Here is a 23142-nt window from a genome sequence, read left to right as displayed (position 1 = left end):
GTCACCCTTCGCTGGTGAGGCGGTGGCGGGAGAAGAAGTCCCAGATCACCGTCGCGGACTCGATGGTGTGGGTGACGTGGCCGCCACCCGAGTAGATGTCGCCGCCCGGCCAGACGTGGCCGCCGCCGTCGACGGCGACGTGCTGGACCTCGGCACCCTGGTCGCAGCCGGTCCACCGGGTGGTCTCGACGTCGCGGTTGGTGCGCGTGGTCGAGGCGGTGCAGCCGTTGTGGTCGGCCCAGCCCTGGACCCAATCCGGGATCGCGGGCAGGTCGCGGTCGGCGTCGCCCGCGTAAGGGATGGTCGCGTCGGCGACGCCGTGGACCTCCAGGATCGGCGTGGGCGGTGCCTCGGCGCAGCCGGTCCGGGTGCCCGGGTAGAGGGCGGGTGCGACCGGGGCGACGGCGGCGAACGTGTCCGGCAGCTGGCAGGCGAGCAGGGCGGCCAGGCCGGCGCCGTTGGACTTCCCGGTGGCATAGACGCGGCTCGTGTCGATGCAGTGGTCGGCCTCGATGGCGGTGAGCAGGTCGCTGGTGAAGGCGACGTCGTCGACGCCGGGTGCCTCGTACGGCGCGCCCTGCCAGGCCTTGCGATAGCCCGACCCGGTGCCGATCGCACCGTCGGGATAGGCGACCACGGCAGGCAGGTCGGAGAGCTCGGAGAAGCCCTCGACCTCGACGCCGGTGCTGCCGCGGCCGTGGTAGGCGACGATCAGCGGCCAGTCTGCGCGCCGGTCGTAGCCCTCGGGCAGGCGGAGTACGTAGCTGCGCTCGATATCGCCGCTGGTCAGCTCGTACTTCTGGCTGCTGTCGGGCTCTTGGTCCGTGGGTTTGGCGCAGGGCGTGCTCTTTCCGGCCGGTCGGTCGTGGTCGGAGGCGCGGGTCAGGGCGGAGGTGGCGGTCGGTACCAGGGACAGCGCGGCCACCGCCGCGACCGCGACGGCCGGGGCCAGGAGGCGGGATCGTCGTGGGGACATGGGGTGCTCCTTCGGGGCAGGTCGATGCGTTTTGGGGTGTGCTGGATCGCCCGGCGACGCGGTGTGCGTCCCGGTCGGGTCCCGAGCTGGAGGGGCGGGTGGCCTAGGTGTCGAGCCACTCCTTGATGAAGGCGACGATGCGGTCGGTGGCCTCGGCGAAGATGGCGCGGCCGCCCTCGGCAGTGGCGCGACGCGGGTCGCCGAGCACGCCGCTGGGGGAGAGACGGTCGTAGGGGAGGGCCACGGCGGGGTGGTTGACCGAGCGGGCCAGCCGGGCGAAGGGGTCGAGCTGGTCGGGCGAGGTGGTGCCTGGGGCGAGCAGGTCCTGGCGTACGAGATGGGGAGCGACGTGAAGCATCTGGGCGGTCTCGGCCTCGCCGCTGTGCCCGGAGATCTCGCTCAGCTCCATGCTGGCCACGCTGTCCTTGGCCAGCGCGGTCACCGGAGCCCAGGCGAGCTCCAGGTCGGGCCGGTCGCGCAGCAGCTCCTGGGTCAGGGTGCCGAGGGTGGCGTTGTTGCCGCCGTGCCCGGTCACCACGAGGAACCGGTGCCAGCCGTGGGCGGCCAGGGACTCGACGTACTCACGGACGACGGCGGCGAACAGCGCCGGGCGCAGGCTCACCGTGCCGGCGAAGGCCTGATGGTGGGGTGAGACGCCGACCGGTACGCCCGGGCCGATGACGACCTTGCCGGGCAGGGCCTCGGCAACTGCGTCGGCGAGCGCCTCGGCGCGGATCTGGTCCGTGGCCAGCGGGAGCCCGGCGCCGTGCTGCTCGAACGCGCCGACGGGGATCACCACGACCGTCCCGCTCTCGGCGGCTCTCGCGGCCTCGAGGGTGGTCATCTCGGCGAGCATCGCGGTCATCGGGCCTGCTCCGGGCCGAGAGTGGAGGCGATCGCCTCGCGGATCGCGAGCAGGTGCTCGCGGGTCAGGGCCGCCGCGGCGTCGGGGTCGCCGTCGCGTACGGCCTCGACGATCCGGAGGTGGTCGGCGTGGTCGCGATCGCGGTCGGTGTAGCGGTGCCGGATCTCGATCTGGTCGCGGGCCCTCACCTGCAGCAGCGCCTCGACGGTCTCGCGCAGCAGCAGGTTGCCCGAGGCGCCGGCGAGCGCGACGTGGAAGTGCAGCTCGGGGCGCTCGTCGGCGAACTGCGGCTTGAGCGAGTTGTCGGCCGAGAGCGTCAGTGCGGCCAGGTCGTCGTCGGTGCGCGCGGAGGCCGCGGCCGCCGCGACCGGCGGCTCGAGCACGATCCGGGCGTCGAGGAGCTCGAGGACCGACTCGCTGCGCGACTCCGAGACATGCGGGTTGACCAGCAGCCGCCGGTTCACCCCGCCGCTCACGTAGGTGCCCGACCCGTGCCGGAAGCGGATCACGTCGGTCGCCTCCAGGCGGCGCAGCGCCTCCCGGATCGTCGGTGTGGTCACCTCGAACCGTTTTGCGAGCTCGCGCGAGGAGGCCAGGGCGTCGCCCGGCTCCAAGCCCGCGGCCTCGATCATGGCGACGATGCCGTCGGCGATGCGTTCAGAGAGCGATGATGTGTTGCTGGTCACAATAAGTGACTAAATCACTTATTGAATTGTGCGTCAAGCAGAACCTCGTGCCGCGCGGTCCCGTCAGCTCGGCAGCGGGAGGACCTCGACCGGGCAGGCGGCCTCGCGGAGCAGTGCGCGGGTCACTCCGCCCAGGTGTGGGAACGCGTTGAGATGCGAGGCTCGTCCCACGACGACGAGACGGGCTTGCTCGCTCGCGGCCACCAAGGCGTCGGCAGGGGCTTCCGCGAAGACGCGGGTCCCGAGCGGCGTGTGGGGATGCTCCGGGACCTGGTCGCGGGCCTTCTTGACGAGGTCTGCCAGGTAGCGCTCGCCACGCGCCGTCCAATCGCGGGTGGTGGTGTGGTCGACCAGATCCCCGTGGAGGGCAGGGAGGTCGAGTCCGTGGAGCAGGGTGACCGGGTCGCCGAGCCGGGTCGCCTCCTCGAGAGCGTGACCCAGCACGTGTGCGTCGGACTTGTCGTCGCTGACGCCGACGACGACTCCGGTCCGGCCCTCGGCGGACCAGCCTTCGGGGACCACGGTGACCGGACAGTGGGAGTGCGCCGCGACGCGGGAGGAGACCGAGCCTGTGAAGACCCGGTGGATGCGAGAGAACCCGCGGCGCTGGATCACGACTCGATATGCCTCTTCCGACTCCTCGATCAGGACGTGGGCCGCGTGGCCGCGCAACAGCTCGGAGGAGACCTCGACAGCCCCGGCGACGACGTCTCGGGCGATCGCGGTGGCCTCTGCGAGAATCTGTTCGGCCAGCCGCCCCACCCCGGCATCGTCGATGATCATCGACTGGGGCTGCATCGCGCCGGGGAGCCCGAGGATGGGATCTCCGAACAGGACGTTCGCCTGGAAGACGTGCACCAGGCGCAACGGGTGGCCGCTGGTCGCGGCCAGCCGTCCGGCGTACTCCAGAAGTGCCGTCTCGGCCTCCGGATCGAGGATGCCGACGACGATGGGAGCGGTGTCGGTGGGCATCTGGTCAGCCCGCCATCAGGCACATGTGATCGGCGGTGAAGCCCTGGAAACCCTGGTGCATGCCCGGGTTGTGTGAGCCCTCGAAGCCCACGGCCTGAGAGCAGTGGACGACGTGGTGTCCGAACTCCTGCCCGTCACCGGCTGCTGCCGATGCGGGGACGACGAGAGCGACGGTGGCGAATGCTGCCGCTGCTGCTGGGATCAGGATGCGTTTCATGGCGCGATCACTCCTCGGGGTGTGGTTGTTGCGTGTCAGTACGTATCCGGGTGACTCCCGGGACGGTCGCTGCGGCGGACTCGGCCAGGGCGCGCTCCTTCGGCGTCACCGGCCCGAAGATCACAGCACGTCCGTCGGCGACGTCGACGACCCAGTCGGGGTGACCGAGCTCGTTGACGAGCGCTGTCAGGTCCTGGATCATCGTGTCGTCGTCGCGGGCCAGTGCGCTGGCCACGTCGCTGCGGCTGATGACTCCGACGAGAACGTCGTCGTCATCGAGGACCGGGAGGCTCTTCAACGACCGGTCGGCCATGATGTCGACCGCCACGGCGACCTCGGCGCTCGCGCGCACGGCGATCGTCACCGGATTCATCACATCCTCGACGTACGCTGCGGGCCGCTCGGTCACCGGCGTAGGCGGGAGCACGTGCGCGCGGGGGTCCTGGAGGACGCGGTCGCGGATCAGGTCGATCTCGGCGACGACGCCACAGACCCGGCCGGCGGAAGTCACCACCGGCAGGGCCGTGATGTGGTGGTCGCGGAGCAGGGCGAGCGCCTCCTTGGCGGGAGTCTCTCTCCGTGCCGTGACCGGTGATTGGGTCATGATCTCTCGAACAAGCATGGTCATCCCCGCTGCGAGTGCTGGTCTTTCATGGGGCCAGCCTCGTCCGGCCGGAGAGATCGGACATGAGCGCAAGGTCCCGAGCCGGGGAGACCTTCGGCACTCCTGCGGAGACGGCGATCGGAGTGTGCTGGAACCGTCCACGATCCTCCGACCCAGGAGAGCACGATGTCGCTTCTCGACCCGGGGAGCTGTCTGCACACCGGCCGAAGGGAGGGGCCGAGGTGAGGATCGTCGTCGCCATCGGTGGCAACGCCTTGCTGCGGCGCGGCGAGCGGCCGGACGCGGCACCCCAACGCCGGCACGTGGCCGCGGCGGCAGCCGCGCTGGCGGACATCGCCCGCGAGCACCAGGTGGTCGTGGTCCATGGCAACGGCCCCCAGGTCGGTCTGCTGGCGCTCGAGAGCGGTTCGGACCCCAGTCTCTCGGAGCCCTATCCGCTGGCCGACCTCGTCGCGGAGTCCCAGGGCCTCATCGGGCTCTGGCTCCAGCAGGCTCTTCTCGCCGAGATGGCCGGCGAGGTGGTGACGCTCGTCAGCCAGACCGTCGTGGATCCGGAGGACGGGGCGTTCGAGGTGCCGACCAAGTTCATCGGTCAGCTCTACGACGAGCTGTCGGCGCGTCGCTTCGCGAGCAGATACGGCTGGACCGTCCGGGCCGACCGCGGTGGCTGGCGACGCGTCGTAGCCTCCCCGCTTCCCTGTGAGATCGTGGAGCTCCCCGTGGCCGAGCGGCTCCTCGACGCGGGCGTGACCGTCGTGCTCGCCGGAGGAGGGGGAGTGCCGGTCGTGGATCGAGACGGGCGATACGAGAGCGTCGACGCGGTGGTCGACAAGGATCGGGCGGCTGCGCTCGCCGCGGAGAGGCTCGGTGCCGACCTGCTGCTCGTCATCACCGACGTGGAGGGCGTCATCCGGGACTTCGGCGGCCCCGCCGAGAAGGTGCTGCGGGAGGTGAGCGTCGCCGAGCTGTCCTCGATGTGGTTCCCGGCTGGATCGATGGGTCCGAAGGTGGAGGCCGTCTCGGCCTTCACCCGACGTACCGGCCGACGTTCGGCGATCGGCTCTCTCGAAGAGATCAACGGCGTGCTCGCCGGCACGTCGGGCACCCAGGTGCGGAGATGAGGACGGCGTCGATGAGCTCACTGTTGGAGTCCGGCGGGCTGACCGACGCGGAGGCGTTGCGCCGGCTGACGGACGACGGCCCCAACGCGGTGCCGGCGGCTCCGCCCGCCACCCTGGCCGCCCGGGTGCTCGCGCAGCTGCGGGACCCGATGATCCTGCTGCTCGGCGCCGCGTTCGTCGTCGTGCTCGCGCTGGGGGATGTGCCGGACGCGAGCATCATCGCGATCGTGGTGCTGGTCAACACCGCCATCGGGGTCGTGCAGGAACGGCGGGCCGAGCAGGCCATGGCGGCGCTGGGCCGGATGGCGGCCCCGCGCGCCCACGTGCTCCGGGACGGCCGGGTGAGCGACATCGAGGCGATCGGCCTGGTGCGCGGCGACGTCGTCCGCCTCGAGGCGGGCGACGTCGTCCCGGCCGACCTGACGGCAGATGAGGCGGTGGGGCTCGAGGTCGATGAGTCATCGATGACGGGCGAGTCCGTTCCTGTCGGACGTACGGTCGGTGAAGAGCTGCTCTCCGGGACCGTGATCACCAAGGGGCGGGGCTGGGGTGTCGTGGTGCGGACGGGCGCCGAGAGCGGGCTCGGCCGGATCGCGGCGCTGATCGCCACCACGAGAACCGAGCAGACACCGCTCCAGGCCCGCCTGCGGCGGCTCTCGCGGCAGCTGGTGGTGGCCACCGCCGCCATCTCGTTCCTCGTCCTGCTGCTGTCCGTTCTCCGCGGAGTCGCTTTCGGAGACTCGCTGATCCTCGCGGTCAGCCTCGCGGTCGCGGCCATCCCCGAGTCACTGCCCGCGGTGGTCTCCGTCGCGCTGGCATTGGGCGCCCACCGGATGGCGAAGCAGTCAGCGATCGTGCGCTGGTTGCCTGCCGTCGAGACGCTCGGGTCGGTGACGGTGCTCGCCTCGGACAAGACCGGCACCCTCACCGAGGGCCGCATGAGCGTACAGCGGATCTGGGCACCCGACGGCGTCGCCGAGTCGACCCTGCTCAGGGACGTGGTGCTGTGCAACGACGCCCGGCTGACCGGATCCGAGACCGACCGGACCTTGATCGGCGAGCCGATGGAGGCTGCCCTGCTGCTGGCCGCCGCGAACAAGGGGATCGAGGCGGTGGAGCTGCGCGATCGGTGGACCCGCGTCGACGAGGTGCCCTTCGAGAGCCAGAGCCGCCATATGGTGACGGTGGACCGGGCCACGGACGGCACCACGCTGGAGGTGGTCAAGGGTGCTCCGGAGGTGGTGCTGAGCATGCTTCCGGAGGACGCCGAGCGGAGCCTGGGTGCAACGGTCGCCGAGGAACTGGCCGGATCGGGATTCCGAGTGCTGGCCGTGGCACAACGGTCATGGTGTCCACCGCAGGAGCGGCCGGAGTCTCTGGTGCTCGTCGGCCTCATCGGCATCGCCGACCCGCCCCGTGCGGACGCGGCTGCCGTGGTGGCCGACTGCCGGGACGCGGGGATCCGGACCGTCCTGATCACCGGCGACCATCCCGCGACCGCGGGCGCCATCGCCAGCGACGTCGGCATCCTGGAGGCGGGGGCCGACGGGGAGGTGATGGACGGTGCGGCAGTGGATCGCGGCGAGCATGTCGAGGCGGCGGACCGGGTCCACGTCTATGCCCGGACCCGGCCGGAGCAGAAGGTCGACATCATCGAGGCGCTGAAGGCACGCGGACACATCGTGGCGATGACCGGCGACGGGGTCAACGACGGTCCTGCGTTGCGTCGTGCGGACATCGGTGTCGCGATGGGGAAGCGCGGCACTGAGGTGGCCCGGCAGGCGGCGGACGTCGTGCTGGCCGACGACAACCTCCGTACGCTCGTGACGGCCGTCGGCGAGGGCCGGCGCGTGTACGCCAACATCCGCACGTTCCTGCGCTACGGCCTCTCAGGTGGGCTGGCGGAGGTTCTCGTCCTCCTGCTCGGCCCGTTCCTCGGGATCCCCTTCCCGCTGGGCGCCGGACAGATCCTGTGGATCAACATGCTGACCCACGGCGTACCCGGTGTCGCGTTCGGCGGTGAGCCGCTCGATCAGCGGGACATGCGGCATCCCTCACCGTCGCCGGAGCGGTCGGTCCTGGGCGGCGGCCTGGTCCGCCAGATCGTCGCCTCCGGGGTTCTCATCGCCGCCGTCAGCCTCGCGGCCGGCCTGTTGGCTCAGAACCAGGGATGGCATGTGCAGTCCGCCGTGTTCCTCACCCTCGGCGCGGCCCAGCTGGGCCTGGCCCTGGCCCTCCGTGCGCCCCGGCGCCGCTGGAGTCTGGCAGGACGGGGCATCGAGCTCGCCGTGGCCATCGCGCTGCTGCTGCAGATGGCAGCGCTGTGGTTCGCCCCTCTCCGGGGCCTGCTGGGGACCGAGGTCCTCGAGCCGCGGGCCCAGCTGGTCCTGCTCGCGATGGCGTGCCTGCCGGGGCTCGCCATCGCTGCCGGACGGCTGCTCGGGCACCTCCGCCGGCATCGCCGGGTCAGGTAGCCCTCGAACGGCGGCGGGCGGCGCGCCGAGCCTTGTGCAGCCCGTCGCCGAGCAGCAGAGCGATGCCGGTCACGAGCGCCCACACCCATCCTGCGCCGCTCGGCCAGCTGCCCCCGAGCAGGTCGGAGAGCCACGGCAGACCCAGGAAGGCCGCGAGCAGGACCACCTCCACCGCGACGGCGACCAGCACCAGCGGGTTGCGCCGCGGGTCGACGCGCCACGCGGCCCGGGACTCGCTGCGGCACGCGAACGCGTTGGCGACCTGGGCGACGGCGATCACCGCGAACGCCGTCCCCGAGCCTCGCGCGAGCAAGGCAGCGCCCGGCGTCTCGCCCAGCTCCCAGCCTCCGCCCGTCAGGACCCAGACGAAGGCCGCCACGGCGGCGACCGCCTCGATCGGCCCGAGCACCAGGAACGCCCGACGCAGCACCGAGCCGCTGGCCACCCGCTCCCGCCCCCGAGGCCCTTCCATGGTGCGTTTGCTGGGCGGCTCCGCCCCGAGCGCGAGAGCCGGCAGCATGTCGGTGCCGATGTCCAGAGCGAGGATCTGGAGCACGCTGAGGGCAGCCGGCACCGAGCCACCCGAGAGCGCCCAGACGGCGAACGGCGCGAGCTCGGCCACGTTGTCGGTCAGATGGAAGGTCAGGAAGCGGCGGATGTTGGCGTAGGTCGCCCGACCCAGCTCGATCGCCTTGACGATGGTGGCGAAGTGGTCGTCGAGCAGCACCAGGTCTGCCGCGTCACGGGCCACGTCGCTGCCGCCGAGGCCCATCGCCACGCCGACGTCCGCACCACGCAGCGCCGCGGCATCGTTGACCCCGTCACCGGTCATCGCGACCACGTGGCCGTGCAGACGCAGCGCGTTCGCGATCCTGAGCTTGTCGGCCGGGGTGACGCGGGCGACGACAGCGCCCAGAGGATCGTCGAGGAGGTTCGCCAGCGCGGCGTCTTCCGTCGGCAGGCTATCCCCCTCGACGACGACACCGCCCGGCCGCAGGAGCCCGACCTCGGTGGCGATGGCGGCAGCGGTGCGTGCGTTGTCACCGGTCATCATGGCCACCCGGATGCCCGCGGTGCGGCAGGATTCCAGCGCCTCGCGTACGCCCTCACGTGGAGGATCCTCGATGGCCAGCAGGGCGAGCAGCTCCATCGGCTCGTCCAGCAGCGCGGCGAGCTCCTCGGCCGTGGTGGGCTGTGGCAGGCGAGTGGCGGCCCGGGCGACGGCGACCACGCGGCGTCCCTGGTCGGCGTAGGCATCGAGGACCGACGTGGCCGCCGCGCCTGGCTCCGCGCACGCGGGCAGGATCCTCTCCGGGGCGCCGAGGAAGTAGCTCTGCTCACCGACCACGGCGGCGCTGAATCGCCGCTCGGTGACGAACGGGATCCTGATCGTGGGGTCCGTGACCTCGATGTCGAAGCGGGCGGCGAGCACGTCGAGGGCGACCTCCATCGGGTCGCCCGACGGCTGCCAGATCCCGTCCTCGAGGATGGCGCGCCCGGTGACGCAGGCTCGTGCCGCGACCGCGGCCTCGGCGGCCGTGCGGACGGCCGCCGGTTCGCCCGAGACGGTGCCGGTGGGCTCGTAGCCGTCGCCCCGCGGAACGACCCGGCCGTGCGGCGTCCAGACCTCCGTCACCGTCATCTCGTTGCGCGTGAGCGTGCCGGTCTTGTCGGTGCAGATGAACGTGGTGGACCCGAGCGTCTCGACCGCCTCCAGGTGTCGGACCAGGGCGTTGCTCTCCGCCATCCGCTGCGCGCCGCGGGCGAGCGACAGGGTCACCGTCGGCAACAGCCCCTCGGGGACGAGCGCGACGCTGACGCCGACGGCGAACAGCAGGGCGCCTGTGGCGGTCCCGCCGAGCAGCAGGGAGATCACTCCGAGGACGACTCCCACCGTCAGCGCGACGACGGCGATGAACCTGACCAGCCGGTCGAGCTCGAGGCTCAGCGGGCTCGGGGGCCGATGTGCGCTGGAGATGAGCCCGGCGACCGAGGCGACCTCGGTCTGGCCGCCGGTGGTCGTGACCAGGACCCGTCCGCTGCCCTGGACCAGGAACGTGGCGGCGCGGACGACCGCGCCTGCAGGCTTCCGCACGGGCACGCTCTCGCCGGTGAGCATCGACTCGTCGGCGGTGACCTCCTCGCTGAGGATGAGGGTGCCGTCGGCGGGCACCCGGTCGCCGGCCTCGAGCAGGACGACATCCCCCGGGACCACGTCGGGCGCCGGAACCTCCTGCAGCCGGCCGTCTCGGACGACTCGGGTGTTGACCGGCATCAGGGTGCCGAGCTTCTGGGCCGCCTGGTCGGCGCGGTGCTCCTGGGCGTACGCGAACAGGCCGTTGAGCACGACGATGACGGCTATCGCGACAGCCAGGGTCGGCATGCCGGCCAGCAGAGCGAGTGCGGCGGCCACCCACAGCAGTACCGCGAAGAAGTGCGTGACCTGGGAGATCAGCAGCCGCCACCACGGGCGTCGCGGAGGTCGTGGGAGCTCGTTGGGCCCGACCCGTGCGAGCAGCACCGCGGCGGCGTCGGAGGTCAGCCCGATCTGCGTGTCGGTGGAGAGGTCGTGCTCGGTCTGCTCCGAGGTCAACGGGCTCCTCCTTCGCGGGCTCACGTTCGTGGCCCCTCCGCGCACGACTCTCGCCGACGGCTGTGGGGCGCAGCAGGTCCATAGGTCCTCCGGCAGAGAGCCATCTGTCCTGGGCGAGCGGTGCCGGACGGCAGGTGTCGCGGACCTAGGTCCTCCGCGCGCGGCCCGAAGGCCCTGACGCACGTCGGCGTCCCCGACGAGATTGGAGACTCGGGAGCCGGACGCGCGTGCCGTGCTCGCAAGGAGGGCACATGTCCGAGAACGACCGGATCCTGGTCGCCGTCGACGGGGGAGAGGGCGGCCGAGCGGCGATCCGCTACGCCGCGGCGCGACGAGATGGCGCCGACCTGTGGCTCGTCCACGTGGTCGACCTCGCGGTAGCGACGGGTGTCTTCTACCCGTACGGCTACGCGGGACTGGCGGAACAGGTGCGTGAGGCCGGCGAGACCATTCTGGACCGGGCGGAGAAGCTGGCCGCCGAGCTCGTCGGTGCCGACCACGTGACGACGACGCTCCGAGACGGTGGTGTTGTCGCCGAGCTCGTTCACGCGGCCGCCGACGCCCGGATGGTGGTGCTCGGCGACGAGCGTCGTCACGGTCTGTCCCGCCTCGTGACCGGCTCGGTGACCGGCCGGGTCGCCTCCCGGGCGCCGGTGCCCGTCGTGGTCGTTCCGACCGAGTGGTCTCCCGGCCAGGAAACTCAACGGGTCGTCGTCGCCGTCGCGGAGCTGGATGCTTCTGCCGAGCTCGTCGCCCACGCGTTGGGCGAGGCGTCCGATCGTGGTGGCGAGCTGGTTCTCGTGCACGCGTGGGAGCTGCCGGCCGTCTTCTACGACACGACCCTGGCACACGACCAGGCCGCCTGGGAGGCGGATGCTCGTCACCGTCTGATGCAGACCCTGGACCGGGGGCGCCAGCTGGCGGCCCACGCGGTCGGGACCGAGGCCTGGATCCAGGTCCGCCAGGGGCAGCCCGCCCAGGTCGTCGCCGACGAGTCGAAGGGGGCCGATCTGCTGGTCATCGGCCGACGTGGGCATGCGTTCCCGCTGCGGCGTCTGGGCGGTACCGGACACGCACTGCTCCGGGAGTCCAGCTGCCCCGTCGAGGTGGTGCCGCCCGCGCCCGAGGCGCCATGAACGTAGAGACCTCGCCGCTGCACGCGGTCGAGAACGCACCGCCGACGACACCCGATGTGCTGCGGTGCACCGATCTGCACCGGTCCTTCGGGCCGGTCACAGCGGTGGACGGGATCTCGTTCCGCATCTGCAGCGGTGAGACGTACGGTCTGCTCGGCCCCAACGGGGCAGGCAAGACGACCATGATCTCGATGGTCTCGGGCGTGCTGGAGGCCGACTCCGGCTCGATGCTGGTCGACGGCATCGAGATGCATCCGGGTGCGCTCGCGGCGAAGGCGGCCATTGGCTACGTCCCCCAGGACGTCGCCCTCTACCCCGACCTGACCGGTCGGGAGAATCTGCTCTTCTTCGCCTCCCTGTATCGGATCGGTCGTCGCGAAGCACGCCGCCGCGTCGAGGAGGTCCTCGACATCGTCGGCCTGACCGATCGCGCGGGCGATCGCGTCCAGAAGTACTCCGGCGGTATGAAACGCCGGCTCAACATCGCGGTCGGCCTGATCCACCGGCCCCGCCTCCTGGTGCTCGACGAACCCACCGTGGGCGTCGACCCGCAGAGCCGCAACGCGATCCTCGCGAGTGTCGAGCGGCTCAGCACGGAGGGTATGGGGGTGCTCTACACGACCCACTACATGGAGGAGGCCGAGCGACTCTGCGACCGGGTCGCGATCATGGACGTCGGCCGGCTGGTCGCCGAAGGAACGCCCAGGGAGCTGACCGCGCAGCTCGGCGACTCCGAGCACATCCGGCTCACCTTCGAGGGTGACCTGACGCATGTGGTCGAGGCTCTGCGTGACCTCCCGCTCGCCAGTCGGGTGTCGGGAACCGGCGACGCGGTCGACGTGCTCGTGCAGGACGCCGAGTCGGCGCTCCCGCAGGTCATCGAGGTGGCCGCCGTCCATGGCACGGTGCGCTCGGTCACTGTGGAGGAGCCGGATCTGGAGACCGTCTTCCTCCGCCTCACCGGCAAGAAGCTGCGGGACTGACGATGCATGCCAGTCTGCTGATCGCGGCCAAGGACCTGCGACAGCGTGCCCGGGACCGGTCCGCCTTCCTGCTCGCGATCGTGGTGCCCTTCGCGCTGGCCGCCATCTTCAGCCTGCTGTTCGGGCCCGCTTCCACGCCGCGGGCCTTCGAGTACGCCGTCGTCGACCAAGACCACACCGCCGTGTCGCGGACCTTCACCGACGAGGTCCTCGGCGCGTTGCACGACCAGGGTGTCGCCGAGGTGAGCAAGCTCGATGAGGAGCAGGCGCGGGCCGGAGTCCGTGACGGCGACCTGGACGCGGCATTCATGCTGCCGTCGGGGTTCGCCGCGGACGTCGCGAGTCCGCGTCCCGCCGAGCTGCGGGTGGTCGGCAGCGCCGACTCCCCGACCGGGACTGTGGTGGCGCGCTCCGTCGCCCGGTCCTACGTCCGGGGCCTAGACGCGGCTCGGGTGAGCGTTGCCGCGGTCCAGGCGTCTCGGCCCGGCCTGACGCCCGCCGAGATCGAGCGGGTCGCGCAGGAGACCGTCCATGGCGTCACGCCGGTGGCGATCGAGGACGTCTCGGCCACCACACGGGTGCTCGACACGAAGACGTACTTCGCGGCCGCGATGGCGGTCTTCTTCCTGCTGTTCACCGTGCAGTTCGGCGTCTCCTCGCTGGTCGACGAGCGCGCCGAGGGCACTCTGGCGCGACTGCTCGCGGCACCGGTACGGCGATGGGCGATCCTGGTCGGGAAGCTGATCACCAGCCTGGTCCTCGGCATCGTCAGCCTCACGGTCCTGATGGTGGCCAGCTCGGTGATGCTCGGCGCGGACTGGGGCGACCCGCTCGGTGTGGCGCTCCTGATCGTCGCCGGGGTGCTGGCCGGGACCGGCATCACGTCGGTGATCGCCTCGCTGGCGCGAACCTCTGAGCAGGCGGGGGCCTGGCAGGCCGTCGTCGCGGTGACGCTTGGCCTGCTCGGCGGCGCGTTCTTCCCGGTGCGGCAGGCCGGCGGCATGATGGCCGACCTCAGCCTGGTGACGCCGCACGCGTGGTTCCTGGGCGGTCTGGGTGACCTCGCGGGCGGTGGCGGAGCCGTCCAGGCGCTCCCCTCGGTGGCGGTGCTGCTGGGCATGGCCGCGGTCACCATCGGGATCGCGCTGCTGCGGACCGATCGCGTGGTGGCGCCATGAGCGCGGTCACCATCGCGTGGACCAACCTGCACCGCTTCATGCGGGACCGCACCAACGCCTTCTTCTTCGTGCTCTTCCCGTTGCTGATGATCGCGGTGCTCGGCCTGGCGTTCGGCGGCGGGTCCGAGCCTCGGCTCGGGGTGGTGCAACCGGCGACCGGCGCGCTCTCGGGCGATCTGGTGGCCGCCCTCGAGGACGCCGACGGCATCGACGTACGCCACTTCGACACGCGCGCCGAGGCCGTCGCGGCGGTCGAGGAGGGTGCTCTCGAGGCGGCGGTGGTGATCCCGAAGACGTACGACACTCGGCTCGCGAACGGACAGGACACCACGCTGCAATACCTCTCCAGGTCCGACCGGAGCGCCCAGCAGACCGGCATGATCGTCCGTGCGGTCATCGACGACGAGGCAGGCCGGCTCCGGGTGGCCAGAACCCTGCAGGGCGAGCTCGGTGGCGGGTTCGGGCCGAACCTCGTCCGTGGAGACGAGGTCGCGGACCAGGTCGCCGACGTCGCCGTCTCGACCACCACGGTCGGGTCCGCACCGTTCCCCGAGGATCTGGGCCGCTTCGATCTGGGCGCGAGCAGCCAGCTGCTGCTGTTCATCTTCGTCACGTCCATGACGTCGGCGGCGTCGCTGATCGAGACCCGGCGGCTCGGCGTGGCCCGCCGGATGTTCGCCACGCCGACCCGGGCCGCCACCATCGTGGCCGGGGAGGCTCTCGGACGCGTGGCGATCGCGGTCGTCCAAGGCCTGGTCATCATGCTCGGCGCCGCGCTGCTGTTCGGTGTCTCCTGGGGCGACCCGGCCGCCGCGGCCTTGCTGATGCTGGCTTTCGCGACGGTCGCCGGCGGAGCCGGGATGGTGCTGGGAGCCGTCGCCACGAACGTCCAGCAGTCGACCGCGGTCGGCCTCCTGGCCGGGCTGGGCATCTCCGCCCTGGGCGGCTCGATGATGCCGCTGGAGTTCTTCTCGCCCACGATGCTCACCGTCGCCCACCTGACGCCGCACGCCTGGGCCGCCGACGGCTTCGCCGCCCTGGTACGCCATGACGGCACGGTGCTCGACGTCCTGCCCCAGCTCGGGGTGCTGGCCGCGTTCGCGGCAGGCCTCTTCGTCCTCGGCTCGTGGGCGCTTCGCCGGCGGATCCTCGCCGGGTGAGGACATCGGGCTGGTCACGGCCCGCCGAACGTCCTCGTACCTGGAGGACGTACGGCCCGAGCCTTCGGACTCCCTTCTCTCACGGTGCACGGGCCGGGGGCGGTTCGCTGGTGTTGATGGCACGACGCGTCACCTGGCGCGGTGCGGAGACCGACAGCAGGAGGTAGCACGATGACCGCTCGGATCGAGCTGGGTGTGCAGGGACCGGCCTGGGAGGATGTGCTGCTGCGCGACGGCACGATCGCCCGCGTGCGGGATGCGGTGGCGGGGGACCGAGACCGGTTGGTCCGGCTGCACGATGCGCTCTCCGACCGCGATCGCCGTGAGCGGTTCTTCCACGTCGGCCACCATGTCGGTGAGCACTTCGTGGATGACCTCTTGCCACTGCTCACCAGCGATGACGCGTTCGCGAAGCTGGCGACCGTCGACGGTCACGTCGTCGGGCTGGCGACCGCCATGAAGACGGCACGCGACGGGGAGGCCGAGCTGGCCCTGGTCGTTGCCGAGGGATACGCCCAACACGGCGTGGCCACCCTGCTGCTCGAGCATCTCGCCGTCGCGGCGGCCGGCTCCGGCGTGACCGACTTCGTCGCGTACGTGATGGCTGACAATGCCGCCGCGTTCGACGTCATCCAGCACTCCGGGTTCGAGATCACCTCGATCCCCCATGAGGAGACCGTCGAGCTGCGCTTCCCGGTGCGGCTCACCGATCGGGTGCTGGAGGCCATGAGCTCCCGCGAGCAACGGGCCGACGCCGATTCGCTGCGCGCGTTGCTGCGGCCGCGCTCCGTGGCCGTGATCGGGGCGAGCAGGCGTGTGGACCACGCCGGCCACCAGGTCGTGCGCAACCTGCTGCGTGCCGGGTTCACCGGCACCATCCACCCGGTCAACCTGCACAGTGACTACCTGCTCGGGCTCAGCTGTCGCTCGTCGATACGCGAGGTGGGACCGGTGGATCTGGCGATCGTCGCGGTGCCGGCAGCCGAGGTGCTGGAGGTCGTACGGGAGTGTGCCCGCAGTGGCGTACGGAACCTGGTGATCCTTGCCAGCGGCTTCGCCGAAGACGGCCCGGAGGGGCGACGGCTCCAGGACGAGGTCCTCTCGGTGGCCCGCGGAGCGGGCATGCGGCTGGTCGGCCCCAACTGTCTCGGCATCGCCAACACCGACCCCGACGTGCGCCTGGACGCCACCTTCTCGCCGACGAGCGTCGCCCATGGACGCGTGGCGATGATGGCCCAGTCCGGTGCGGTGGGCATCGCCGCGCTGCAGCGGGCCCACGAGCTCGGTGTCGGACTGTCGGCGTTCATCTCTTCGGGGAACAAGGCCGACGTCAGCGCCAACGACCTGCTCATGTACGCCGCCGAGGACGACGCGACTGACGTGGTCGCGCTCTACCTGGAGTCGTTCGGCAACCCACGCAAGTTCTCTCGGGTCGCGAGACGGCTGGCCGTACGCAAGCCGATCGTCGCCCTGGTGGGCGGTAGCAGCCGGAACGGTCGCCGGGCGGCCGTCGGCCACACCGCGGCGGCGGTGACCTCCACGTCCGGGGTGGAAGCACTCTTCCGGCAGTGCGGTGTGATCGGCGTGGACGGCCTCGAGCAGCTGCTGCAGACCACCAGCGTGCTGGCCAACCAGCCCCTGCCCGGCGGCCGCCGGGTCGGTATCGTCAGCAACGCCGGTGGTCCGGCCATCCTGGCCGCCGACGCCTGCGAGCGCGCCGGCCTGCAGCTGACGACGCTGAGTGCCGAGACGATGGCCAGGATCCGCGAGACGGTGCCTGATGCGTCGTCGGTGCAGATGCCGGTCGACCTGGGGTCGGGGGTCGCTGGGGAGGCCTACTCGGAGGTGGTCTCGACGATCGCCCGCAGCGGTGAGGTCGACATGCTGATCGTGCTGCGCACGGCGTTGCCCGCGCTCTCGTACGCATCCTTCGCGCGTGCGCTGCGCACCGCGTTGCGCCGTGAACCGGGGGACGTCAGCGCGCCGGTCACCACCGTGGCCGTCGTGCTCGACCAGCGGGGTCCGAGCCGTCCGATCAGTGCCGGGAGCCACCATGTGCCCGTCTTCGCGTTCCCCGAGGACGCAGCGCGTGCGCTCGGCCCGATCGCCACCTACGCGACGTGGCGGGCCGAGCCGCGCCAAGCCGTCGCCGAGGCGGCCTCCGGCAGCCGGGCGGCGGCTCGTGACGTGATCACCAGGACGTCTGCGGCGGCTCCGGAGGGAGGCCGGCTGGCGGAGCCCGACGTGCGGCAGCTGCTCGGTGCGTACGGGATCGAGCTCGTGCCGAGCGTGCTCGCCGACGATGTGGACGCGGCCGTCGAGGCCGCTGATTGGCTGGGGTGTCCGGTAGCGGTCAAGATCGCCGATCCCGACATCGTGCACCGCACCGATGTGGGCGGCGTGCGGGTCGGTCTGAACGGTGCCGACGAGGTGGGCTCCGCTGCGCGGGAGCTGCTCCGCACCCCGACCGAGCACCCCGGTCTGCTCGTCCAGCGCCAGGTCGCCGACGGGGTCGAGCTGATCGCCGGCGTCACCCAGGACGAGGTCTTCGGACCGCTGGTCATGGTCGGCTACGGCGGCACCCACACCGAGCTGATCGGCGACCGCAGCTTCAGACTCACGCCGCTCAGCCGCGCCGATGCCGCCGCAGCGCTCGCCGAGCTCCGCACCGCGCCGCTGCTCTCCGGCTACCGCGGCGCGCCTCGGTTGGACGCGGCCGCCGTCGAGCGCCTCCTGGTCAGCCTCGGCCGTCTCGCGGACGACGTTTCGGAGGTGGCTGAGATCGACCTCAACCCGGTGATCGTGCACGAGCGCGGAGTCTCGGTCGTCGACGCGAAGGTGCGGTTGCGTCCGCTGCCGCTGGCACCCGACCCCGGCCTCAGGAACCTGCGCCCGCCCGCGGGGTCGGCGGAGGGCTCGTGATGGCGACGATGCGGGGGTGGCGTACGACTGGTGACGGGCGCCTGTCGTACGCCGAGCTCGCGGTGCCCGAACCGGCTTCGGGCGACGTCCTCATCGGAGTGGAGGCGTGCGGCGTGTGCCGGACGGATCTCCATGTCGTCGACGGCGATCTTCCCGCCCGCCGGAGTCCCGTCGTGCCGGGGCACGAGATCGTGGGCCGGGTGCTGGCCGGCTTCGATCATGAGGTCGACGGTCCCCGTGTCGGCATGCGGGTCGGTGTGCCGTGGTTGCGCTCGACCTGCGGGCGCTGCCGATGGTGTCGAAGTGGCGCCGAGAACCTCTGTGAGAGGTCTCGTTACACAGGGTGGGACGCCGACGGTGGCTACGCCGAGTACGCCGTCGCACCCGCCGCATACACCTACCGGATCCCGGACTCGCTGGGACCGCTCCAGGCGGCACCGCTGCTGTGCGCGGGGATCATCGGATACCGCGCACTGCGGCGCGCCGCGCTCCCGCCAGGAGGTCGCCTGGGTCTGTACGGGTTCGGCGCGAGCGCCCACCTGACCGCGCAGATCGCGATCCGCCAGGGCGCGGAGGTGCACGTCGTCACGCGCGGCGAGCAGGCGCGCCGGCTCGCGCTCGACCTCGGTGCGGCCTCTGCGGTCGAGCCAGGCCGAGCCGTCCCGCCCCTCGACTCGGCGATCGTGTTCGCGCCCGCCGGTGAGGTCGTACGCGACGCCCTCAACGATCTCGGAGCCTCCGGAACCTGCGCCGTCGCAGGCATCCACCTCTCCGACATCCCACCGCTCGACTATCAGCGGCATCTCTTCCGGGAGCGCACGCTCACCAGCGTCACCTCCAACACGCGGGCCGACGGAGCCGAGCTGTTCAGGCTCGCCGGCCGGCTGGGCATCCACGCCGAGGTCACGCCGTACGCCATGAGCGAGGCCGACCGGGCGCTCGCCGATCTCACCGAGGACCGGGTGCGGGGCGTCGCGGTCCTCGACATGACCAGATGAAGCGAGGCCGCGCCATGGCGTATGGAGACCTGCGCGAGACACATTCGGGCCTGGTGGTGCTCGTGGGGGAGACCGCGTACAAGCTGAAGAAGCCTGTCGACCTCGGGTTTCTGGACTTCCGTGAGCCGGCGGTTCGCCGCCAGGTCTGCGGTCGGGAGCTCGAGCTCAACCGCCGGCTGGCGCCGGACGTGTACGTCGGTCTGACCGACCTGCCCCTTGAAGACGGCTCCACCGAGCCCGCAGTCGTGATGCGGCGCATGCCCGACGACAGGCGCCTCGCGACCCTGGCCCGGCAAGGGCAGGATGTCTCCGAGGAGGTGCGCCGGATCGCACGGGTCATGGCCGCCTTCCACGCCCGTGCCGATCGGGGCGCCGAGATCGCGGCCGAGGGCAGCACGCCGGCGCTGCGCTCCCGCTGGCGGCACAACCTCGAGGAGGTCACCCGGTTCCGGGACACGCTTCTCGACGGGACCCTCGTCGACGAGGTCGAGCGGCTCAGCGGCCGCTACCTGGACGGCCGCGAGGAGCTGTTCGGCGAGCGGATCCGCACCGGACGAGTCGTCGACGGCCACGGAGACCTCCTCGCTGATGACATCTTCTGCCTGCCCGACGGACCCCGCATCCTCGACTGCCTCGAGTTCGACGACCGCCTGCGTCGCCTCGACGTGCTCGACGACATGGCATGCCTGGCGATGGACCTCGAACGGCTGGGGGCGTCCCCGGCGGCGGTCGAGCTGATGGCCGCCTACCGCGAGTTCAGTGCGGACACCTTCCCCGAGTCCCTCGTACATCACTACATCGCCTACCGCGCGTTCATGCGGGCCAAGGTCACCGCGCTGCGCACCGAACAGGCTCAGGTGAGGCAGCGGGTCGCCGACGAAGCAGCCGATGCCGTACGCCTCGCCGAGCTCGCGCGCGACCACCTCCGCCGCGGAGAGGTCAGGCTCATCGCTGTCGGAGGAGCTCCGGGCACGGGCAAGTCCACCTTGGCCGGTGCTGTTGCCGACCGGCTCGACATGGTCGTGCTCAGCAGCGACCGGCTGCGGAAGGAGCTTGCCGGCATCGATCCGATGGTTCACGCCGCAGCTGGGTGGCAGGAGGGCATCTACAGCCCCGCGTGGACGAGGCGAACCTACGCCGAGCTGCTCGACCGCGCGACGGCGCTGCTTGCCCGCGGCGAGTCCGTCGTGCTCGATGCGTCCTGGACGGACCCGGCACATCGGGTTCTCGTGGAGTATGTCGCGAACACGACGTACAGCAACCTCACGGTCCTGCGCTGCACGGTCGCCCCCGAGGTGGCCGTCGCCAGGGTTGCCACGCGCGACAGCATCTCGGATGCCGACGAGATGGTCGCGGCCCACATGAGTCGAGCCGAGCCAGCATGGCCGGGAGCCGTCACGATCGACACCAGCGGCACCGCCGCAGCGAGCCTGGAGACCGCGATCACCACGATCCTGAATCCGCGGACGGGGACGAGCGCCGGCCGCTGACGTGGATGAGGTGGGACATCCTGTCTGGACGACGGACCGAAGCCGGGCCGGTGGGCCGCTCGGAGGTTGGTCAGGTCGCGGCATCGTCGAGGTCGCCGGCGATGTCCAGCAGGTGGGCGATGGCCGCTTCGAGGTTGTCGTGGGTGTCGAGGAGATTTCGGCCACGTCGGCATTCGATGGTGCCGTTGTCGAGTTGTTGAGCGCGGAGGAACCAAGCCATGAGGCGTGCTCGCTCAGCTCTTGCGTACGAACTCGGACTTGAGCTGCATCGGGCCGATGCCGTCGATCTTGCAGTCGATGTCGTGGCCGCCGAAGCCATCGGCGAGGCGGATGTTCTTGACCTTGGTGCCGACCTTGACGACCAGGGAGGATCCCTTGACCTTCCGGTCCTTGATGACGGTGACGGTGTCGCCGTCGGCGAGGGGAGTGCCGAACGCGTCGGTGATCGCGCTCGCTGCTGCTGCGGCGGCTTGGTCCTCTGCGGTCCACTCGTGGCCGCACATGGGGCAGACGAGGAGCGCGCCCTGCTCGTAGGTGTAGGTCGCGTGGCATTCCGGGCATGGGGGCAGGGTGTCGGTCATGTGGTGTCCTCTTGGGAAGTCGGTCGATTGTCTGGCCAGGTCATGGGCCGGCAGCATTGCCCCGGGAGGCGACGGCCGACCCGTCGGCGGTGTGGTCGACGCGGGCCGCGTGAAGGCGGGCGTGGGTGATGGCTTCTGGGGTGGTCGCGAAGAGGTGGCGTTCGTGAGCGAGCCGCTCGTAGACGCCGAGCTCGGTGAGCACCCGAGCGTGGGCGGGGTGTACCCCGGAGAGCAGGACGGTGATCCCGCGACGTTCGAGGCGCCCGATGGTGTCGGCCAGGACGTGCGCGCCGGTGGCGTCGATATGGGTCACGTGCGACATCCTCAGGATCACCACTCGCACGCGACTGACCTCGGCGAGCTCGAGCAGGAAGTCGTGGGCTGCGGCGAAGAACAGCGGCCCGTCGATGCGGTAGGCGACGATGTGGTGGTCCAGCAGGTCGCGCTCCTCGTCGCGATGGTCGAGCTCGTCCAACGGTGTCTGCTCGAGCCGCGCGGTCCGGGCGGTCTGCTGCAGGGCGAAGAACCCGGCGACCACCAAGCCGATGATGACGGCCAGCACGAGGTCGAAGACGACGGTCGCCGCGGCGGTGAGGATCATGGTCGCGGCATCGCCGCGCGTGGAGCGGATCAACGCGGCCAGGCTCGAGACCCGGATCATCTGTACGGCGGTGGCGAGCAGGACGCCGGCCAGGGCGGCCAGCGGAATCTCCCCGACCCAACGGGCCGCGAGGAGGACCACACCGAGCAGCAGGACGGCATGAGCGAGCGCGGCCAGGCGTGAGGTGGCCCCGGCGCGTACGTTGACGGCGGTACGTGCGATCGCCGCGGTCGCCGGGATGCCGCCGAACAGAGGACTGGCGATGTTGGCCAGCCCCTGGCCGAGGAGCTCACGGTCGGGGTCATGGCGCTGCCCGACGCTCATCGCGTCCGCGACGGTTGCCGAGAGCAGGCTCTCGAGCGCGCCGAGCGCGGTGACCGCGACGGCGGCGAGCATCAGCGTGTCCAGGTCGCCCCATGGCACGTCCGGGAGCCGTGGCGCGGGCAGGCCCGACGGGATGTGGCCGATGGTGGACAGTCCGACGTCCAGCCACGCGTTGGCCGCGGTGACCGCGCCTACCAACACCAGGGCGGCCGGCAGCCCGGGACGCAACCTGGCGACCGTGAGGATCCCCAACGCGACGCCGAGGCCCGCGGCGGGTGCGGCCCAGCCGGGGTCGGCCGCCCATGCGGCCGCGGCACTTCCTGCGAGGCTGAGGATCTTCTCGGCGTGCACCTCGACGCCGAGGACCGCCGGGAGCTGCTGCAGAGCGATGATGATCGCGATCCCGGCAGTGAATCCCTCCACTACCGAGACCGGGACGAAGCGGATCGCCCGGCCGGCACCGGTGACGGAGAGGACCAGCAGGAACACGCCCGCCAGGAGGCCGACCACGAGCACTCCGTCGGTGCCATGGGCGGCGACGATCGGGATCAGCACCACGGTCATCGCACCAGTGGGCCCGCTGACCTGCAGGTGGCTGCCGCCGAAGACGGCGGCGACCGCGCCGGCGACGATCGCGGTCACGATCCCCGCGCCCGCACCTACACCGGAGCTGACGCCGAACCCGAGCGCGAGCGGAAGCGCGACCAGTGCGACCATCACACCGGCCAGCAGGTCGCGGCCGACGCGCCCCTTGGTCCAGTCCTCGCGGCGCGGGCGCAGCGCCTCGACACGGGAGAAAGCCCGTGTCGCGCCGGCCCTGGCCGAGCCCATCAGGGATGACATCACTCGGGCGTGATCATCAGCTCGTCCTCGAACGCGCTGCGCGTCTCGGCTAGGCCGACCAGGATCTTGCGGGCTGACAGCAGGAGGTCGCGGACCTCCGGGACGCTGATGGAGTACACGACCTCGCCGGCGCGGCGCTGGGAGACGACCAGCGAGGTGCGCCGCAGCACCGAGAGCTGCTGGGACAGGTTGCTGGGCTCGATCGCGATCCGTTCGAGCAGCTCGTGCACGGCGTGGTCACGCTCGGCGAGAAGCTCCAGGATCCGGATCCGGGCCGGGTGGCCGAGGGTGCGGAAGAACTCGGCCTTGGCCTGGTAGAGCGGGACGCCCATCGAGCCCTCCTGGGGTCGGAACCGGAATACCGCCATAATACACGACTTGAAGACATCTTCATGTT

Annotated in this window: 20 protein-coding genes; 9 read left to right on the top strand and 11 right to left on the bottom strand. The window is 71.3% G+C overall.

Annotated features, from left to right (window positions below; all coding sequences use genetic code 11):
• Position 1: 1 nt before the first annotated feature.
• From ACFWQC_RS09190 to ACFWQC_RS09165, 6 genes are all read right to left on the bottom strand, one after another.
• Positions 2 to 976: an alpha/beta hydrolase family esterase gene (locus ACFWQC_RS09190; protein ID WP_378676171.1), complete on the bottom strand. Its 975-nt coding sequence runs from the start codon at positions 974 to 976 to the stop codon at positions 2 to 4.
• A gap of 103 nt (positions 977 to 1079) precedes the next feature.
• Positions 1080 to 1841: a creatininase family protein gene (locus ACFWQC_RS09185; RefSeq protein WP_378676168.1), complete on the bottom strand. Its 762-nt coding sequence runs from the start codon at positions 1839 to 1841 to the stop codon at positions 1080 to 1082.
• The gene (locus tag ACFWQC_RS09180) at positions 1838 to 2527 is read right to left on the bottom strand and encodes a FadR/GntR family transcriptional regulator (RefSeq protein ID WP_378676166.1); all 690 of its coding nucleotides are present in this window, start codon (positions 2525 to 2527) and stop codon (positions 1838 to 1840) included. The genes ACFWQC_RS09185 and ACFWQC_RS09180 overlap by 4 nt, the downstream gene beginning before the upstream one ends.
• Positions 2528 to 2590: 63 nt before the next feature.
• Complete coding sequence (locus ACFWQC_RS09175) at positions 2591 to 3499, bottom strand: universal stress protein (RefSeq protein ID WP_378676163.1); 909 nt, start codon at positions 3497 to 3499, stop codon at positions 2591 to 2593.
• A gap of 4 nt (positions 3500 to 3503) precedes the next feature.
• Positions 3504 to 3716: a hypothetical protein gene (locus ACFWQC_RS09170; RefSeq protein WP_378676160.1), complete on the bottom strand. Its 213-nt coding sequence runs from the start codon at positions 3714 to 3716 to the stop codon at positions 3504 to 3506.
• Between the two features lie 7 nt (positions 3717 to 3723).
• Complete coding sequence (locus ACFWQC_RS09165; protein ID WP_378676157.1) at positions 3724 to 4320, bottom strand: HPP family protein; 597 nt, start codon at positions 4318 to 4320, stop codon at positions 3724 to 3726.
• 242 nt (positions 4321 to 4562) lie between these two features.
• Here ACFWQC_RS09165 and ACFWQC_RS09160 point away from each other — a divergent pair, with 242 nt between their 5' ends.
• Positions 4563 to 5462, top strand: coding sequence for a carbamate kinase (locus ACFWQC_RS09160; RefSeq protein WP_378676154.1), 900 nt, complete (start codon positions 4563 to 4565; stop codon positions 5460 to 5462).
• An 11-nt stretch (positions 5463 to 5473) separates the two neighbouring features.
• The gene (locus ACFWQC_RS09155) at positions 5474 to 7936 is read left to right on the top strand and encodes a cation-translocating P-type ATPase (protein WP_378676152.1); all 2463 of its coding nucleotides are present in this window, start codon (positions 5474 to 5476) and stop codon (positions 7934 to 7936) included.
• Here the strand turns inward: ACFWQC_RS09155 and ACFWQC_RS09150 are convergent.
• Positions 7929 to 10529, bottom strand: a complete 2601-nt coding sequence (locus ACFWQC_RS09150) for a cation-translocating P-type ATPase (RefSeq protein WP_378676149.1) — start codon at positions 10527 to 10529, stop codon at positions 7929 to 7931. The two genes, ACFWQC_RS09155 and ACFWQC_RS09150, sit on opposite strands and share 8 nt — an antisense overlap.
• A 251-nt stretch (positions 10530 to 10780) precedes the next feature.
• On the opposite strand from ACFWQC_RS09150, the gene ACFWQC_RS09145 reads away from it, so the two are divergent.
• The 7 genes from ACFWQC_RS09145 to ACFWQC_RS09115 all read left to right on the top strand — a co-directional run bounded on the left by ACFWQC_RS09145 (position 10781) and on the right by ACFWQC_RS09115 (position 20396).
• On the top strand, positions 10781 to 11665 hold the full coding sequence (locus ACFWQC_RS09145; protein WP_378676146.1) for a universal stress protein: 885 nt from the start codon (positions 10781 to 10783) through the stop codon (positions 11663 to 11665).
• The gene (locus ACFWQC_RS09140; protein ID WP_378676143.1) at positions 11662 to 12648 is read left to right on the top strand and encodes an ATP-binding cassette domain-containing protein; all 987 of its coding nucleotides are present in this window, start codon (positions 11662 to 11664) and stop codon (positions 12646 to 12648) included. Before ACFWQC_RS09145 ends, ACFWQC_RS09140 begins: the two co-directional genes overlap by 4 nt.
• A gap of 2 nt (positions 12649 to 12650) precedes the next feature.
• On the top strand, positions 12651 to 13826 hold the full coding sequence (locus ACFWQC_RS09135) for an ABC transporter permease (RefSeq protein ID WP_378676141.1): 1176 nt from the start codon (positions 12651 to 12653) through the stop codon (positions 13824 to 13826).
• The gene (locus ACFWQC_RS09130; RefSeq protein ID WP_378676138.1) at positions 13823 to 14986 is read left to right on the top strand and encodes an ABC transporter permease; all 1164 of its coding nucleotides are present in this window, start codon (positions 13823 to 13825) and stop codon (positions 14984 to 14986) included. The genes ACFWQC_RS09135 and ACFWQC_RS09130 overlap by 4 nt, the downstream gene beginning before the upstream one ends.
• 171 nt (positions 14987 to 15157) lie before the next feature.
• Complete coding sequence (locus ACFWQC_RS09125; RefSeq protein WP_378676134.1) at positions 15158 to 17908, top strand: GNAT family N-acetyltransferase; 2751 nt, start codon at positions 15158 to 15160, stop codon at positions 17906 to 17908.
• Positions 17908 to 18906, top strand: coding sequence for a zinc-dependent alcohol dehydrogenase family protein (locus tag ACFWQC_RS09120; RefSeq protein ID WP_378676132.1), 999 nt, complete (start codon positions 17908 to 17910; stop codon positions 18904 to 18906). Before ACFWQC_RS09125 ends, ACFWQC_RS09120 begins: the two co-directional genes overlap by 1 nt.
• Before the next feature lie 14 nt (positions 18907 to 18920).
• A complete protein-coding gene (locus tag ACFWQC_RS09115; protein ID WP_378676129.1) occupies positions 18921 to 20396 on the top strand; it encodes an AAA family ATPase in 1476 nt (491 codons plus the stop codon).
• A gap of 70 nt (positions 20397 to 20466) precedes the next feature.
• Here ACFWQC_RS09115 and ACFWQC_RS09110 read toward each other — a convergent pair whose 3' ends face one another.
• From ACFWQC_RS09110 to ACFWQC_RS09095, 4 genes are read right to left on the bottom strand one after another with little or no spacing between them, the layout of a single operon-like run.
• On the bottom strand, positions 20467 to 20616 hold the full coding sequence (locus ACFWQC_RS09110) for a hypothetical protein (RefSeq protein ID WP_378676127.1): 150 nt from the start codon (positions 20614 to 20616) through the stop codon (positions 20467 to 20469).
• A gap of 13 nt (positions 20617 to 20629) precedes the next feature.
• Positions 20630 to 20977, bottom strand: a complete 348-nt coding sequence (locus ACFWQC_RS09105; RefSeq protein WP_378676124.1) for a zinc ribbon domain-containing protein YjdM — start codon at positions 20975 to 20977, stop codon at positions 20630 to 20632.
• Positions 20978 to 21017: 40 nt separating this feature from the next.
• Positions 21018 to 22745 carry a SulP family inorganic anion transporter gene (locus ACFWQC_RS09100; RefSeq protein WP_378676121.1) on the bottom strand — a complete coding sequence of 576 codons (1728 nt, stop codon included), beginning with the start codon at positions 22743 to 22745 and terminating at the stop codon, positions 21018 to 21020.
• Positions 22745 to 23077, bottom strand: coding sequence for an ArsR/SmtB family transcription factor (locus ACFWQC_RS09095; RefSeq protein WP_378676118.1), 333 nt, complete (start codon positions 23075 to 23077; stop codon positions 22745 to 22747). Before ACFWQC_RS09095 ends, ACFWQC_RS09100 begins: the two co-directional genes overlap by 1 nt.
• Positions 23078 to 23142: the final 65 nt, after the last annotated feature.

The sequence above is a fragment of the Nocardioides sp. NPDC058538 genome (assembly GCF_042719275.1).
Lineage (GTDB): Bacteria > Actinomycetota > Actinomycetes > Propionibacteriales > Nocardioidaceae > Nocardioides.
This window is presented reverse-complemented; position numbering and strand designations above follow the sequence as displayed.

Excerpts from the sequence above, each read along its gene's own strand:
- ACFWQC_RS09170 (WP_378676160.1), bottom strand. The coding sequence starts at position 3,716 with ATGAAACGCATCCTGATCCCAGCAGCAGCGGCAGCATTCGCCACCGTC.
- ACFWQC_RS09120 (WP_378676132.1), top strand. The coding sequence starts at position 17,908 with ATGGCGACGATGCGGGGGTGGCGTACGACTGGTGACGGGCGCCTGTCG.
- ACFWQC_RS09130 (WP_378676138.1), top strand. The coding sequence starts at position 13,823 with ATGAGCGCGGTCACCATCGCGTGGACCAACCTGCACCGCTTCATGCGG.
- ACFWQC_RS09110 (WP_378676127.1), bottom strand. The coding sequence starts at position 20,616 with ATGGCTTGGTTCCTCCGCGCTCAACAACTCGACAACGGCACCATCGAA.
- ACFWQC_RS09125 (WP_378676134.1), top strand. The coding sequence starts at position 15,158 with ATGACCGCTCGGATCGAGCTGGGTGTGCAGGGACCGGCCTGGGAGGAT.
- ACFWQC_RS09185 (WP_378676168.1), bottom strand. The coding sequence starts at position 1,841 with ATGACCGCGATGCTCGCCGAGATGACCACCCTCGAGGCCGCGAGAGCC.
- ACFWQC_RS09165 (WP_378676157.1), bottom strand. The coding sequence starts at position 4,320 with ATGACCCAATCACCGGTCACGGCACGGAGAGAGACTCCCGCCAAGGAG.
- ACFWQC_RS09100 (WP_378676121.1), bottom strand. The coding sequence starts at position 22,745 with ATGTCATCCCTGATGGGCTCGGCCAGGGCCGGCGCGACACGGGCTTTC.
- ACFWQC_RS09155 (WP_378676152.1), top strand. The coding sequence starts at position 5,474 with ATGAGCTCACTGTTGGAGTCCGGCGGGCTGACCGACGCGGAGGCGTTG.
- ACFWQC_RS09115 (WP_378676129.1), top strand. The coding sequence starts at position 18,921 with ATGGCGTATGGAGACCTGCGCGAGACACATTCGGGCCTGGTGGTGCTC.
- ACFWQC_RS09140 (WP_378676143.1), top strand. The coding sequence starts at position 11,662 with ATGAACGTAGAGACCTCGCCGCTGCACGCGGTCGAGAACGCACCGCCG.
- ACFWQC_RS09190 (WP_378676171.1), bottom strand. The coding sequence starts at position 976 with ATGTCCCCACGACGATCCCGCCTCCTGGCCCCGGCCGTCGCGGTCGCG.
- ACFWQC_RS09105 (WP_378676124.1), bottom strand. The coding sequence starts at position 20,977 with ATGACCGACACCCTGCCCCCATGCCCGGAATGCCACGCGACCTACACC.
- ACFWQC_RS09175 (WP_378676163.1), bottom strand. The coding sequence starts at position 3,499 with ATGCCCACCGACACCGCTCCCATCGTCGTCGGCATCCTCGATCCGGAG.
- ACFWQC_RS09095 (WP_378676118.1), bottom strand. The coding sequence starts at position 23,077 with ATGGGCGTCCCGCTCTACCAGGCCAAGGCCGAGTTCTTCCGCACCCTC.
- ACFWQC_RS09135 (WP_378676141.1), top strand. The coding sequence starts at position 12,651 with ATGCATGCCAGTCTGCTGATCGCGGCCAAGGACCTGCGACAGCGTGCC.
- ACFWQC_RS09145 (WP_378676146.1), top strand. The coding sequence starts at position 10,781 with ATGTCCGAGAACGACCGGATCCTGGTCGCCGTCGACGGGGGAGAGGGC.